The sequence below is a fragment of the Cupriavidus basilensis genome, from assembly GCF_000876015.1.
GTDB classification, from domain to species: Bacteria; Pseudomonadota; Gammaproteobacteria; order Burkholderiales; family Burkholderiaceae; genus Cupriavidus; species Cupriavidus basilensis_B.
Genome location: NZ_BBQM01000022.1, coordinates 34,562 through 47,398 on the forward strand (window position 1 = coordinate 34,562; position 12,837 = coordinate 47,398).

The following is a 12,837-nucleotide window of genomic DNA, read 5'->3' on the forward strand; positions in this document are numbered from 1 at the left end:
ACAAACGGATTCATGAAGCACATCGTCAAGAACATCCACTTCGTAGGCATCGGCGGCGCCGGCATGAGCGGCATCGCGGAGGTCCTGTTGAACCTGGGCTACAAGGTCTCGGGCTCCGACGTGGGCAGCAACGCCGCCACGCGGCGCCTGGCCTCGCTGGGCGCGACCGTGATGCACGGCCATGACGCCGCCAACATCAACGGTGCCAACGCCGTGGTGGTGTCCACCGCCGTGACCGGCGACAACCCCGAGGTGCTGGCCGCGCGCGCCAGGCGCATCCCGGTGGTGCCGCGCGCGGTCATGCTGGCCGAGCTGATGCGCCTCAAGCAGGGCGTGGCCATCGCCGGCACCCACGGCAAGACCACCACCACCAGCCTGGTGGCCTCGGTGCTGGCCGAAGGCGGGCTCGACCCGACCTTCGTGATCGGCGGCCGGCTCAACTCGGCCGGCGCCAACGCGCGCCTGGGCACGGGCGACTTCATCGTGGCCGAGGCCGACGAGTCGGATGCGTCGTTCCTCAACCTGTTCCCGGTGATCGAGGTCATCACCAACATCGACGCCGACCACATGGACACCTACGGGCACGATTTCGCCCGGCTCAAGCAGGCGTTCGTGGAGTTCACCCAGCGCCTGCCGTTCTACGGCATCGCGGTGCTGTGCGCGGACGATCCCAGCGTGCGCGAGATCATGCCGTTCGTGTCCAAGCCGATCGTGCGCTACGGTTTCGCCGAGGATGCCCAGATCCGCGCGGTCAACGCGCGCGCGGTCGACGGCCAGATGCACTTCACCGTGCTGCGCCAGCTCAACGGTCACGCCGAGCCGCCGCTGGACGTGGTGCTGAACCTGCCCGGCATGCACAACGTGCAGAACGCGCTGGCCGCCATCGCCATCGCCACCGAGCTGGAGGTGGCCGACGCCGCCATCGTCAAGGCGCTGCGCGAGTTCCACGGCGTGGGCCGGCGCTTCCAGCGCTATGGCGAAGTGGCCTGCACCGGCGCGGACGGGGCCGAAGGCACCTTCACGCTGGTCGACGACTACGGCCACCACCCGGTCGAGATGGCCGCCACGCTGGCCGCGGCGCGCGGCGCGTTCCCGGGCCGCCGGCTGGTGCTGGCGTTCCAGCCGCACCGCTTCACCCGCACGCGCGACTGTTTCGAGGACTTCGTCAAGGTGCTCGGCACCGTGGACGCGCTGCTGCTGACCGAGGTCTATGCCGCCGGCGAGACCCCCATCGTGGCCGCCGACGGCCGCGCGCTGACGCGCGCGCTGCGCGTGGCGGGCAAGGTTGAACCCGTTTTCGTGGAGCAGATCGAGGAAATGCCGCAGGCCATCCTGAACGCCGTCCGGCCCGGCGATGTCGTGGTGACGATGGGCGCCGGCACCATCGGCGGCGTGCCGGGGCAACTGGTTTCGCAACAAGCATCGCAACAGGCATCGGGAGGCCACGCATGAGCTTCGTCGCCCATCCCAATATCGACCCGAAATCGCTCGGCAAGGTCGGCGTGCTGCTGGGCGGCCGCTCGGCCGAGCGCGAGATCTCGCTGATGTCCGGCAACGGCGTGCTGGCCGCGCTGCGCGCGCGCGGCGTCGATGCGCACGCCTTCGACCCGGGCCTGCAGCCGGTGGCCGAGCTGGCCGCGGCCGGCTTCGACCGCGTCTTCATCGCGCTGCACGGCCGCTACGGCGAGGACGGCACCATGCAGGGCCTGCTGGAGCAACTCGGCGTGCCCTACACCGGCAGCGGCGTGCTGCCCTCCGCGCTGGCGATGGACAAGCAGGCCACCAAGCGCCTGTGGCTGACGCACGGCCTGCCCACGCCGCGCTTTGCCATGCTCGATGCCGGCACCGACTTCGCCGCCGTGGTGGCCGACCTGGGCCTGCCGCTGATCGTCAAGCCGGCGCGCGAGGGCTCGTCGATCGGCCTGAGCAAAGTCACCGACGCCGGCCAGATGCGGGCCGCCTTCGAGAAGGCCGCGGCGCTGGACAACGACGTCATCGCCGAGGCATTCATCGACGGCGCCGAGCTGACCTGCCCGATCGTGGGGGAGGGCGCCGGCGCTGAGGCGCTGCCGGTGGTGCGCATCGTCGCGCCCGGCGCCAACTACGACTATCAAAACAAGTACTTTACTGACGTTACCCAATACTTGTGCCCGTCGGGCCTGCCGGACGACGTCGAGGCCGAGGTCCGGCGCCTGGCGGTGCAGTCGTTCCGCGTGCTGGGCTGCCGCGGCTGGGCGCGCGCCGACGTGATGCTGCGCGCCGACGGCAAGCCGTTCCTGCTCGAGATGAACACCTCGCCCGGCATGACCGGCCACTCGCTGGTGCCGATGGCGGCGCGCGCGGCCGGCATCAGCTACGAGGATTTCGTGCTGCAGGTGACGGCCGCCGCCACGCTGGACCTGCATCCGAACGACGCCTGGAAACCCGACTGAGCAACAGAAGCCGACCGAACCTGAACCGACCGAACGGAAACGCCCCAAGCCATGTGGCACAACACCCGCCTGCTCAACCTGATCGCCTCCACGCTGTACGCGCTGGTGGCGCTGATGGCGTTCGCCGCCGGCCTGCTGTGGCTGGCGCAGCGGCCGGTGTTCGCCATCACGCACGTGGAGCTGTCGGCGATGGCGGGCGGCACGCTGCGCCACGTCAACGCGCCGGGCGTGCGCGCCAACGCGCTGGGCAAGCTGAGCGGTAACTTCTTCACGCTCGACCTCAACGAGGCGCGCCAGAGCTTCGAGTCCGTGCCCTGGGTGCGGCGCGCCAGCGTGCGGCGCGAATGGCCCAACGGCCTGGCGGTCGAGGTCGAGGAGCACGAGGCGCTCGGCACCTGGGGCAATGCCGACGGCGGGCGCCTGATCAACACCTACGGCGAGATCTTCGTGGCCAACCCGGCCGAGGCCGAGGAAGACGCGCAGCTGCTCGCGCTGGACGGCCCGCCCGACAGCGAGTCCGACGTGGTGGACAAGCTCGAGGTCATGCGCGAATGGTTCAAGCCGCTCAAGGTCGAGCCGCTGGCGGTCACGCTGTCGCAGCGCTACGCCTGGCGCACGCGGCTGTCCAACGGCATGGTGATCGAGCTCGGGCGCGAGCAGAACGATGAAGAGCGCGATGCGATGGCGCAGCGCGTGAAGCGGTTCGTGGTGGCCTGGCCCCAGGTCACGGAGCAGTGGGGCAAGCAGATCGAATACGCGGACCTGCGTTATCCGAACGGATTTGCCATCCGCGCGGCCAACGTGCGGTTCCTGACCGATGCGCAGGCCGCGGCGGCCGCCAAGGCCCGCGCGCCCGCGGCAAGCAATCCGACAAACAATCCGACGCGACTCAAGAGCAAGAACGCGGAGAAAACCCGATGAGCAAGGAATACAAGGACCTGTTGGTCGGTCTCGATATCGGCACTTCCAAGGTGGCCGCGGTGGTGGCGGAACTGCGCCCCGACGGCAGCTATGAAGTGATCGGGATGGGCCAGTCGGAGTCCAAGGGTCTGAAGAAGGGGGTCGTGGTCAATATCGAGGCCACCGTGCAGTCCATCCAGCGCGCGCTGGAGGAGGCCGAGCTGATGGCCGACTGCAAGATTTCCGAGGTCTTCACCGGCATCGCCGGCAGCCACATCCGCAGCTTCAACTCCAGCGGCATGGTGGCGATCAAGGACAAGGAGGTCACGCAGACCGACGTGGCGCGCGTGATCGAGACCGCCAAGGCGGTCAACATCCCGACCGACCAGCAGATCCTGCACATCCTGACGCAGGAATTCATCATCGACGGCCAGGAAGACGTGCGCGAGCCGATCGGCATGAGCGGCATCCGGCTGGAGGTGAAGGTGCATATCGTCACCGGCGCGGTCAGCGCGGCGCAGAACATCGTCAAGTGCGTGCGCCGCTGCGGGCTGGAGGTGCACGACCTGATCCTGCAGCCGCTGGCCTCGAGCCTGGCGGTGCTGACCGAGGACGAGAAGGAGCTCGGCGTGGTGCTGGTCGACATCGGCGGCGGCACCACCGACATCGCCATCTTCAGCGAAGGCGCGATCCGGCACACCGCCGTGATCCCCATCGCCGGCGACCAGATCACCAACGACATCGCGATGGCGCTGCGCACGCCCACGCCCGATGCCGAGGACATCAAGATCCAGTACGGCATCGCCAAGCAGGCCATCGCCGACCCGGAGGACATGATCGAGGTCCCCGGCGTGGGCGACCGCGGCACCCGCACGCTGAGCCGGCAGGCGCTGGCCGCGGTGATCGAGCCGCGCATCGAGGAGCTTTACTCGCTGGTGCACCAGGTGGTGCGCGAATCGGGCTACGAGGAACTGCTGTCCTCGGGCGTGGTGATCACCGGCGGCACGGCGATGATGCCGGGCATGGTGGAACTGGGCGAGGACATTTTCCTCAAACCGGTTCGGGTCGGCGTGCCGGAATATCGCGGAAATTTGCACGAAGTGGTAAAGAGTCCGCGCTATTCGACCGTAATGGGACTACTGCTCGAAGGCCGCGTGCAGCGCATGCGCGGGCGCCGGGTGGCGGTGCAGAGCGGCTCCGTCAAGCATGTGTGGGGCCGCATGAAGGAATGGTTCGTCGGCAATTTCTGATATTGCCGGCGCGCGGGATGTTGAAAGATTGACGGCGCTGTCCACCGGATCGGGGGCGGGCCGTTGAAACAGGCAGTTCTTTTTGATGGTTTCTTGTTCAGTAGCCAAGGGTTGCGGCGGGGAGGCCGCAGCGTTTGGCAGCTGATTCTTCTTGGAGGCAGTGATGGACTTTGACATGATCGAAACGGAAATGCAGGACGGCACCATCATCAAGGTGGTGGGCGTGGGCGGCGCGGGCGGCAACGCCGTGCAGCACATGATCAGCCGCGGCGTGCAAGGCGTCGAATTCATCTGCATGAACACCGACGCCCAGGCGCTCAAGCGCTCTTCCGCCTCGCGCGTGCTGCAGCTCGGCAACACCGGCCTGGGCGCCGGCGCCAAGCCGGAAGTGGGCCGCAACTGCGCCGAGCAGGCGCGCGAGCAGATCGCCGACTCGCTGCGCGGCGCGCACATGGTCTTCATCACTGCCGGCATGGGCGGCGGCACCGGCACCGGCGCCGCTCCGATCGTGGCGCAGGTGGCCAAGGAAATGGGCATCCTGACCGTGGGCGTGGTCAGCAAGCCGTTCGAGTTCGAAGGCGCGCGCCGCGCCAAGGTGGCGGAGTCCGGCTCGAGCGAGCTGGAGTCCAGCGTCGACTCGCTGATCGTGGTGCTCAACGAGAAGCTGTTCGAGGTGATGGGCGACGACGCCGAGATGGACAAGTGCTTCCAGTGCGCCGACGACGTGCTGCACAACGCCGTGGCCGGCATCGCCGAGATCATCAACGTCGATGGCCTGGTGAACGTCGACTTCGAAGACGTCAAGACGGTCATGGGCGAGCAGGGCAAGGCCATGATGGGCACGGCCACCGTGTCGGGCGTGGACCGCGCCCGCCTGGCCGCCGAGCAGGCCGTGGCCAGCCCGCTGCTCGAAGGCGTGGACCTGTCCGGCGCGCGCGGCGTGCTGGTCAACATCACCGCCAGCCGCTCGCTCAAGCTGTCCGAGACCAAGGAAGTCATGAACACCATCCGCAGCTACGCCGCGGAAGATGCCACGGTGATCTTCGGCACGGTGTACGACGACTCGATGGGCGACGCGCTGCGCGTGACCGTGGTGGCCACGGGCCTGGGCCGCTCGGCCAAGAAGCAGCAGCCGATGACCCTGCTCAAGACCGGCACCGACAACATGCCGGTGCAGATGATGGGCAACATGACCAACACCGTGAACGCGGGCCACAGCAACGCGCCGGACTACAGCAACCTGGACACGCCGGCGGTGTGGCGCAGCTCGCGCGAATCGGCGTCCGCCCACGTCGCCGCGCTGCAGGAGAAGGGTGTGGATACCTACGATATCCCCGCCTTCCTGCGCAAGCAGGCGGACTGAGTCGGCACGGCAAGGTGCAGGCCTCCAGGCCGGCTGCCCGCCGGGCCGCGGCCACGGAACAGCAAGACACGCAGGCGCTCCCTATCCGCCCGTGTCGCGCCCCGTGGCTGCGCCCGGCTCGGCAGCCAGCCGGCCCGCGCCCGCGCTGACGCCCTCAGCTCGCATCCCGTCGCCGGGACAGGCGTGCCACCGGCCGCCTCCCCGGACTGGTCTCCCGCCCTCCCGGCCGGGATGTGCCGTCGTCCGCGCGGCGATCGCAAGATCGCCGCGCGCGTTGCATTTTTCAGCCCCGCTGCGGCACCGCGCTCGCGGCGCCGTTTCAAGCACGCGCCGGGGTTAAGGTTTAGAGTCGCACTGGAATCGCATCGGGCCCCCGCCCAAGCGCGCCGGCACCGCGGCGGACAGGCTTCGCCTTGGGCGCGGCAGGTGCGCGCACTATGATGCTAGACAGGGTTTTTACCGAGACAGGAAGAGAGACAGCATGATCGAAACAGGAGCGCGTGTGCCCGACGCCACGCTGAACGAATTCTTCGACACCGAGACCGGCGGCTGCAGCCTCGGGCCCAACGCCTTTTCGGTGGCGGAACTGGCGCGCGGCCGCAAGATCGTGGTGTTCGGGCTGCCCGGCGCCTTCACGCCGACCTGCTCGGCCAAGCACGTGCCGGGCTACGTCGCCCAGGCCGAGGCGCTGCGCGCCGCCGGCGTGGACGAGGTGTGGTGCGTCTCGGTCAACGATGCCTTCGTGATGGGCGCCTGGGGCCGCGAGCAGAACACCGCCGGCAAGGTGCGCATGATGGGCGACGGCAGCGCCGAATGGACGCGCAAGCTGGGGCTGGATATGGACCTGACCGCGCGCGGCATGGGCGTGCGCTCCAAGCGCTACGCGATGGTGATGGAAGACGGCGTGGTGACTGGCCTGTGGGTCGAGGCGCCCGGCGAATTCAAGGTCAGCAGCGCCGAAGCGGTGCTGGCGGCGTTGCGCGCTTAATACGCGATTGTGACAATTCGACCCTCGCGAGTGACGCAAGTTAGACTTGCGGGGGTGAATTCTTACGCCACTAACAGGCCGAAACAAAGTGGCGCAGCGCAGCAAACGAAGCGATGGTAAAATCGCTGTATCAGTAAGTTCAGTCAATAGATTTTAATAATAGCTGAGAACGTCATGCTCAAACAGCGCACCATCAAATCCCTGGTCAAGACCGTAGGCATTGGCTTGCACTCGGGCCGTAAAGTGACGCTGACGCTGCGCCCCGCCCCGGCAGACACCGGCATCGTGTTCACCCGCGTGGACCTGCCCGAGGCCGTCGAGATCCCCGCGAGCGCCGGCGCCATCGGCGACACCCGCCTGGCTTCGGTCCTGCAGAAGGACGGCGCGCGGGTTTCCACCGTGGAGCACCTGATGTCCGCCTGCGCGGGCCTCGGCATCGACAACCTGTACGTGGACGTCGACGCGGAAGAAATCCCCATCATGGACGGCAGCGCCGCGTCCTTCGTGTTCCTGCTGCAATCCGCCGAGATCGAGCAGCAGTCCGCGCCCAAGCGCTTCATCCGCGTGAAGAAGGCCGTGGAAGTGCGCGAGGGCGACAAGCTGGCCCGCCTCGAGCCGTTCTTCGGCTTCAAGCTGGCCTTCACCATCGATTTCCGCCACCCGGCGGTGGACAAGACCGGCCAGACTTTCGCCATCGACTTCGCCGACACCAGCTACGTGCGCGAGATCGCGCGCGCGCGCACCTTCGGCTTCGCCCATGAGGTCGAGGCGCTGCGCGAGATGGGACTGGCGCGCGGCGGCAGCCTCGACAACGCCATCGTGCTCGACGAGCACCGCATGCTGAACAACGAGGAACTGCGCTACGGCGACGAGTTCGTGCGCCACAAGATCCTGGACGCGATCGGCGACCTCTACGTGATCGGCCACCCGCTGATCGGCGCGTACATCGCCAACAAGTCCGGCCACGGCCTCAACAACCAGCTGCTGCGCGCCCTGCTGGCCGACCAGGAAGCCTACGAGATGGTCACGTTCGAGCGCGTCGAGGACGCGCCGCCGGCCTTCCTGCCGCAGTTGCAGCCGGCATTCGCGTAAGCCGCGGGCGTCCTGGCGCCGCAAAGAGAAAGCCGGTCGCTCGACCGGCTTTTTTTCATGCTGGGGATACCGTCTTTCAGCCCTTCGGCCCCGGACCGTGATGCGACAGCAGCGTCTTCAGCGCGTCGCGCAGCGGCGAATCGGGCAGGTCGCGCGTGAGCTGGTCCAGGCTCGCCAGCCCGGTGGCCGACATCCTGCCGTTCCTCGGCCGCTCCACCGGCCCGGTGTCCCAGTCCCCCTGGCGGCCCACGTCCGGTTGAACGCGCACCCGGATTGCGGTAATCTGCGAGCCCCGCTGTTGCAGTCTTCCAAGTAGCGTCGGCACCACCTGTCTTACCCGTGCCGCGGCGGCGCCATGCGCCGCCAGCAACAGCAGTGTCCGCTCCCCCTGGCCTTGCCCGATGGCGCGGGCGTCCTGCTTGACGCCTGCCACGGCGATGCCGTCCTGCAGTCCGCGAGGCAGGAGCGACAGCACCTCAGTTTCCAGCACAGCCAGTTCCCGCGCCGTCTGCATCAGGGCGGAGACCGGGCCGGCCTTGGCCAGCCAGTCGTTGAGCGGCTTGGCGGCGGGCGTCTGGAGGGCGTGGTGGGTGAACATGCGCATGCGCGCATTCTAGCGTGCCGCCGCTTGCGTGCGGCGCCGGGCCTCGCATTGGGAGAAGGGAGCCGCCTCATGCAGATCATCGTGCTTCATCCGCGCCTGCCGCAGGTGCGCCATTTCACGCTGTCGCGCGGGCGGCTGGCCGCCGCCGTGCTGCTGCTGTGCCTGCTGGTCGCGCTGGCCTCGTCGGCGCTGACCTGGTTCGCCGCGCGCGCGGGGCTGGCCGGGTCCGGCGCGCCGGCGCGCGCGCCCGGCGACGACGCCTACCTGCGCGCCAACCTCAATGTGCTGGCCGCCCGCGTGGGCGAGATCCAGGCCCGCATGGTGCGGCTGGACGCGCTGGGCGAGCGGGTCTCGGGCCTGGCCGGCATCGCGCCGAAGGAGTTCGACTTCCGCCAGCCGCCCGGGCGCGGCGGCCTCGCGCCGACCGCTCAGTCGCGCGCGCCCAGCCTGACGGAGCTGCAGCTGGCGCTGGCGCGCCTGTCCGACCAGGCCGAGCAGCATGCCGACTATCTCGACGTGGTGGCGACCACGCTGCTGGACCGCCAGAGCGAGGACCGCCGCGTGCCGCGCGTGCTGCCGGTGGCGTCCGGCTACGACGCCTCGGGCTTCGGCTGGCGCTTCGATCCGTTCACGGGGCGCCGCACCCCGCACGACGGTGTGGACTTCTCCGCGCCGGCCGGCACGCCGATCGTGGCGGCCGCCGGCGGCGTGGTGGTGGCTGCCGAATGGCACCCGGAATACGGCAACCTGATCGACATCGACCACGGCAACGGCCTCAAGACCCGCTACGCGCACAGCGCCAAGATGCTGGTCAAGCCCGGCGACCTGGTCAAGCCGGGCCAGCAGATCGCGCTGGTCGGCTCGACCGGGCGTTCCACCGGCGCGCACCTGCACTTCGAAGTGCACGTCAACGGCGTGCCGCAGAACCCCAGCCGCTTCCTCGCGGTGGCGAAACCCGCACCCGCGCAGCTGGCCCAGGCGCCCGAGCCGACCGACCGCACCGCCATCCGCTGAAGCGGCGCCGGCGCGCCGTTGAAGAACCGCGGGGCCGCCCCGATGTCCGAAGGGAACTGGGTGCGCGGGGCGCGTCCGGGCCAGGGGGCGCGAGGGCGGGGTGAACGGCCGGCGCGGCGTCGGCGGGCGTGCGCGCGATCGGCGCGCCATCGCCGCTGCATCGCCGCCGTGGCGTCAAGTCCCGGCTGCCGCGGGGTGTGGTTTGCGCATCGCGCGGACCGCCGCGTGCTTCCGGCCGTGACACCCGCGCGTGATAAACTCGGCGTTTTGCGCCAATCTTCCTATTTCCTCGCGCGGTTCGCCCTGGGCTGCCGGCCTGACCGGCGGCCAGGCCGCCGGTGCATGGCACAGCGGCGTACCACGGCAGACCTCTCGCGTAGGTGAAAGCAATCGATGATCACGGGCCTTCTCAAGAAAGTCTTCGGCAGCCGCAATGAACGGCTGGTCAAACAATATGGCAGGACCGTCGCGCAGATCAATGCGCTGGAACCGAAGTTCGCGGCGCTGTCGGACGACGACCTGCGCGCCATGACCGAGACCTTCCGGCAGCGCCACGCCGCGGGCGAGTCGCTCGAGGCCATGCTGCCCGAGGCGTTCGCGGTGTGCCGCGAGGCCAGCAAGCGGGTCATGAAGATGCGCCACTTCGACGTGCAGCTGATCGGCGGCATGGTCCTGAACGACAACAAGATCGCCGAAATGCGCACCGGCGAGGGCAAGACCCTGACCGCCACGCTGGCGGTGTACCTGAACGCCATCACCGGCAAGGGCGTGCACGTGGTCACGGTCAACGACTACCTGGCCCAGCGCGACGCCGAGTGGATGGGGCGCCTGTACAACTTCCTGGGCCTGTCGGTGGGTGTGAACCTGTCGCAGATGCCGCACGACCAGAAGGCGGCGGCCTACGCGGCCGACATCACCTACGGCACCAACAACGAGTTCGGCTTCGACTACCTGCGCGACAACATGGTCTACGATCCGGGCCAGCGCGTGCAGCGTCCGCTGCACTACGCGATCGTCGACGAGGTGGACTCGATCCTGATCGACGAGGCGCGCACCCCGCTGATCATCTCGGGCCAGGCGGAGAACCACACCGACCTGTACCAGCGCATGAACGGCATCCCCAAGCTGCTCGAGCGCCAGATCGGCGAGGAAAAGGCCGACGGCACCGGCGTCGAGAAGCCCGGCGACTACTACGTCGACGAGAAGGGCCACCAGGTCTACCTGACCGAGGCCGGCCACGAGAAGGCCGAGGAAATCCTCGCGCAGCAGGGCCTGATCGGCGAGGGCGAGTCGCTCTACGCGCCGCAGAACATCACGCTGATGCACCATCTGTACGCCGCCCTGCGCGCGCACAGCCTGTTCCACCGCGACCAGCACTACGTGGTGCAGAACGACGAAGTCGTGATCGTCGACGAATTCACCGGCCGCCTGATGACGGGCCGGCGCTGGTCCGACGGCCTGCACCAGGCCGTGGAAGCCAAGGAAGGCGTGACCATCCAGCAGGAAAACCAGACGCTGGCCACGATCACCTTCCAGAACTACTTCCGCATGTACGAGAAGCTGTCCGGCATGACCGGCACGGCCGACACGGAAGCCTACGAGTTCCAGGAAATCTACGGCCTCGAAGTGGTGGTGATCCCGACCAACCGGGCTGCCCAGCGCAAGGACTTCCAGGACCAGATCTACAAGACCTCGAACGAGCGCTACGACGCCGTGGTGCGCGACATCCGCGACTGCCACGAGCGCGGCCAGCCGGTGCTGGTCGGCACCACCTCGATCGAGACCTCGGAATACCTCTCGGGCCTGCTCAACAAGGCCAAGCTGCCGCACCAGGTGCTCAACGCCAAGCAGCACGAGCGCGAAGCCGAGATCGTGGCGCAGGCCGGCCGGCCCAAGATGATCACCATCGCCACCAACATGGCGGGCCGCGGCACCGACATCGTGCTGGGCGGCAACGTGGAAAAGCAGGCCGGCTTCATCGAGGCCGACGACAGCCTGCCCGAAGCCGAGAAGGCCACGCGCATCGCCAAGCTCAAGGACGAGTGGCAGTCGCTGCACGAGCAGGTCAAGACCGCCGGCGGCCTGCACATCGTCGGCACCGAGCGCCACGAGTCGCGCCGCATCGACAACCAGCTGCGCGGCCGCGCCGGGCGCCAGGGCGACCCGGGCTCGTCGCGCTTCTACCTGTCGCTGGACGACCAACTGCTGCGCATCTTCGCCGGCGACCGCGTGCGCGCGATCATGGAGCGCCTGAAGATGCCCGAGGGCGAGCCGATCGAGGCCGGCATCGTCACGCGCTCGATCGAGTCCGCGCAGCGCAAGGTCGAGGGCCGCAACTTCGACATCCGCAAGCAACTGCTGCAGTACGACGACGTCGCCAACGACCAGCGCAAGGAAATCTACAAGCTGCGCAACGAGGTCCTGGAATCGCAGGACGTCGGCGAGATGGTGAAGAACCTGCGCGAGAGCGTGCTGGTCGAGATGTTCCGCGACCACGTGCCGGCCGACACGATGGAAGAGCAGTGGGACATCGCCGGCCTGGAAACCAAGCTGCGCGAGGAATGGTCGCTCAACGTGCCGCTCGCCGCCACGGTCGAGGCCGCGCAGAGCATCGAGGACGAGGAACTGCTGAACCTGATCGTGCGCGCCGCCGACGAGCGCTACGAAGGCAAGGTCGCCCAGGTCGGCCGCGAGTCGTTCGCCGGCTTCGAGCGCTCGGTCATGCTGCAGAGCATCGACACGCACTGGCGCGAGCATCTGGCCGCGCTGGACCACCTGCGCCAGGGCATCCACCTGCGCGGGTATGCGCAGAAGGACCCCAAGCAGGAATACAAGCGCGAGTCGTTCGAACTGTTCGCGCGGCTGCTGGACCTGATCAAGGTCGAGGTCACGCGCGTGATCTTCAACGTGCAGATCCAGTCGCCGGAGCAGCTCGAGCAGGCCTCGGAGCAGATCGAGGAAGGCCTTTCGCACCTCGGCAACGTGCAGTACCAGCATGAGGAGTTCGACGAGGCCAGCCAGGCCGCGGAGGCGGCCACCGCGCCCGAGCGCGCCGGCATCGCCTACGCCGCCGCGGCGGCGGCCGAGACCGCCGGCATGGCCAAGGTGGGGCGCAACGATCCGTGCCCCTGCGGCTCCGGCAAGAAGTTCAAGCAGTGCCACGGCAAGCTCAGCTAGGCCGCGCACGGTGAAGT

Annotated in this window: 10 protein-coding genes; 9 read left to right on the plus strand and 1 reads right to left on the minus strand. The window is 68.4% G+C overall.

What is annotated here, in order from left to right:
• The first annotated feature begins 12 nt into the window (after positions 1–12).
• The 7 genes from murC to lpxC all read left to right on the plus strand — a co-directional run bounded on the left by murC (position 13) and on the right by lpxC (position 8,025).
• Positions 13–1,452, plus strand: a complete 1,440-nt coding sequence (gene murC, locus KF708C_RS23530) for a UDP-N-acetylmuramate--L-alanine ligase (protein ID WP_059413474.1) — start codon at positions 13–15, stop codon at positions 1,450–1,452.
• Positions 1,449–2,432, plus strand: a complete 984-nt coding sequence (locus tag KF708C_RS23535) for a D-alanine--D-alanine ligase (RefSeq protein ID WP_020204725.1) — start codon at positions 1,449–1,451, stop codon at positions 2,430–2,432. The genes murC and KF708C_RS23535 overlap by 4 nt, the downstream gene beginning before the upstream one ends.
• 51 nt (positions 2,433–2,483) lie before the next feature.
• A complete protein-coding gene (locus KF708C_RS23540; RefSeq protein ID WP_020204726.1) occupies positions 2,484–3,353 on the plus strand; it encodes a cell division protein FtsQ/DivIB in 870 nt (289 codons plus the stop codon).
• Positions 3,350–4,582: a cell division protein FtsA gene (gene ftsA / locus KF708C_RS23545; RefSeq protein ID WP_020204727.1), complete on the plus strand. Its 1,233-nt coding sequence runs from the start codon at positions 3,350–3,352 to the stop codon at positions 4,580–4,582. Before KF708C_RS23540 ends, ftsA begins: the two co-directional genes overlap by 4 nt.
• A gap of 163 nt (positions 4,583–4,745) precedes the next feature.
• Positions 4,746–5,945 carry a cell division protein FtsZ gene (gene ftsZ, locus KF708C_RS23550; RefSeq protein ID WP_020204728.1) on the plus strand — a complete coding sequence of 400 codons (1,200 nt, stop codon included), beginning with the start codon at positions 4,746–4,748 and terminating at the stop codon, positions 5,943–5,945.
• Positions 5,946–6,426: 481 nt separating this feature from the next.
• Positions 6,427–6,933 (plus strand): peroxiredoxin, encoded by a 507-nt coding sequence (locus KF708C_RS23555; protein WP_059413475.1) that lies wholly within the window; start codon positions 6,427–6,429, stop codon positions 6,931–6,933.
• 174 nt (positions 6,934–7,107) lie between these two features.
• Entirely contained in the window at positions 7,108–8,025 is a 918-nt protein-coding gene (lpxC, locus tag KF708C_RS23560) for a UDP-3-O-acyl-N-acetylglucosamine deacetylase (RefSeq protein WP_020206687.1), read from the plus strand.
• A 76-nt stretch (positions 8,026–8,101) separates the two neighbouring features.
• On the opposite strand, the gene KF708C_RS23565 is transcribed toward lpxC, so the two are convergent.
• Complete coding sequence (locus KF708C_RS23565; RefSeq protein WP_020206688.1) at positions 8,102–8,629, minus strand: hypothetical protein; 528 nt, start codon at positions 8,627–8,629, stop codon at positions 8,102–8,104.
• A 69-nt stretch (positions 8,630–8,698) separates the two neighbouring features.
• Between KF708C_RS23565 and KF708C_RS23570 the strand changes: the two genes are divergently transcribed.
• Both KF708C_RS23570 and secA read left to right on the plus strand, forming a co-directional pair.
• A complete protein-coding gene (locus KF708C_RS23570) occupies positions 8,699–9,643 on the plus strand; it encodes a M23 family metallopeptidase (RefSeq protein ID WP_059413476.1) in 945 nt (314 codons plus the stop codon).
• A gap of 393 nt (positions 9,644–10,036) precedes the next feature.
• Positions 10,037–12,820: a preprotein translocase subunit SecA gene (secA, locus tag KF708C_RS23575; RefSeq protein ID WP_059413477.1), complete on the plus strand. Its 2,784-nt coding sequence runs from the start codon at positions 10,037–10,039 to the stop codon at positions 12,818–12,820.
• Positions 12,821–12,837 lie beyond the last annotated feature (17 nt).

What these genes read in the sequence shown, in the direction of transcription:
- KF708C_RS23565 (WP_020206688.1), bottom strand. Translation starts at nt 8,629, where the DNA reads ATGCGCATGTTCACCCACCACGCCCTCCAGACGCCCGCCGCCAAGCCG.
- KF708C_RS23570 (WP_059413476.1), top strand. Translation starts at nt 8,699, where the DNA reads ATGCAGATCATCGTGCTTCATCCGCGCCTGCCGCAGGTGCGCCATTTC.
- KF708C_RS23535 (WP_020204725.1), top strand. Translation starts at nt 1,449, where the DNA reads ATGAGCTTCGTCGCCCATCCCAATATCGACCCGAAATCGCTCGGCAAG.
- ftsZ (WP_020204728.1), top strand. Translation starts at nt 4,746, where the DNA reads ATGGACTTTGACATGATCGAAACGGAAATGCAGGACGGCACCATCATC.
- ftsA (WP_020204727.1), top strand. Translation starts at nt 3,350, where the DNA reads ATGAGCAAGGAATACAAGGACCTGTTGGTCGGTCTCGATATCGGCACT.
- secA (WP_059413477.1), top strand. Translation starts at nt 10,037, where the DNA reads ATGATCACGGGCCTTCTCAAGAAAGTCTTCGGCAGCCGCAATGAACGG.
- murC (WP_059413474.1), top strand. Translation starts at nt 13, where the DNA reads ATGAAGCACATCGTCAAGAACATCCACTTCGTAGGCATCGGCGGCGCC.
- lpxC (WP_020206687.1), top strand. Translation starts at nt 7,108, where the DNA reads ATGCTCAAACAGCGCACCATCAAATCCCTGGTCAAGACCGTAGGCATT.
- KF708C_RS23540 (WP_020204726.1), top strand. Translation starts at nt 2,484, where the DNA reads ATGTGGCACAACACCCGCCTGCTCAACCTGATCGCCTCCACGCTGTAC.
- KF708C_RS23555 (WP_059413475.1), top strand. Translation starts at nt 6,427, where the DNA reads ATGATCGAAACAGGAGCGCGTGTGCCCGACGCCACGCTGAACGAATTC.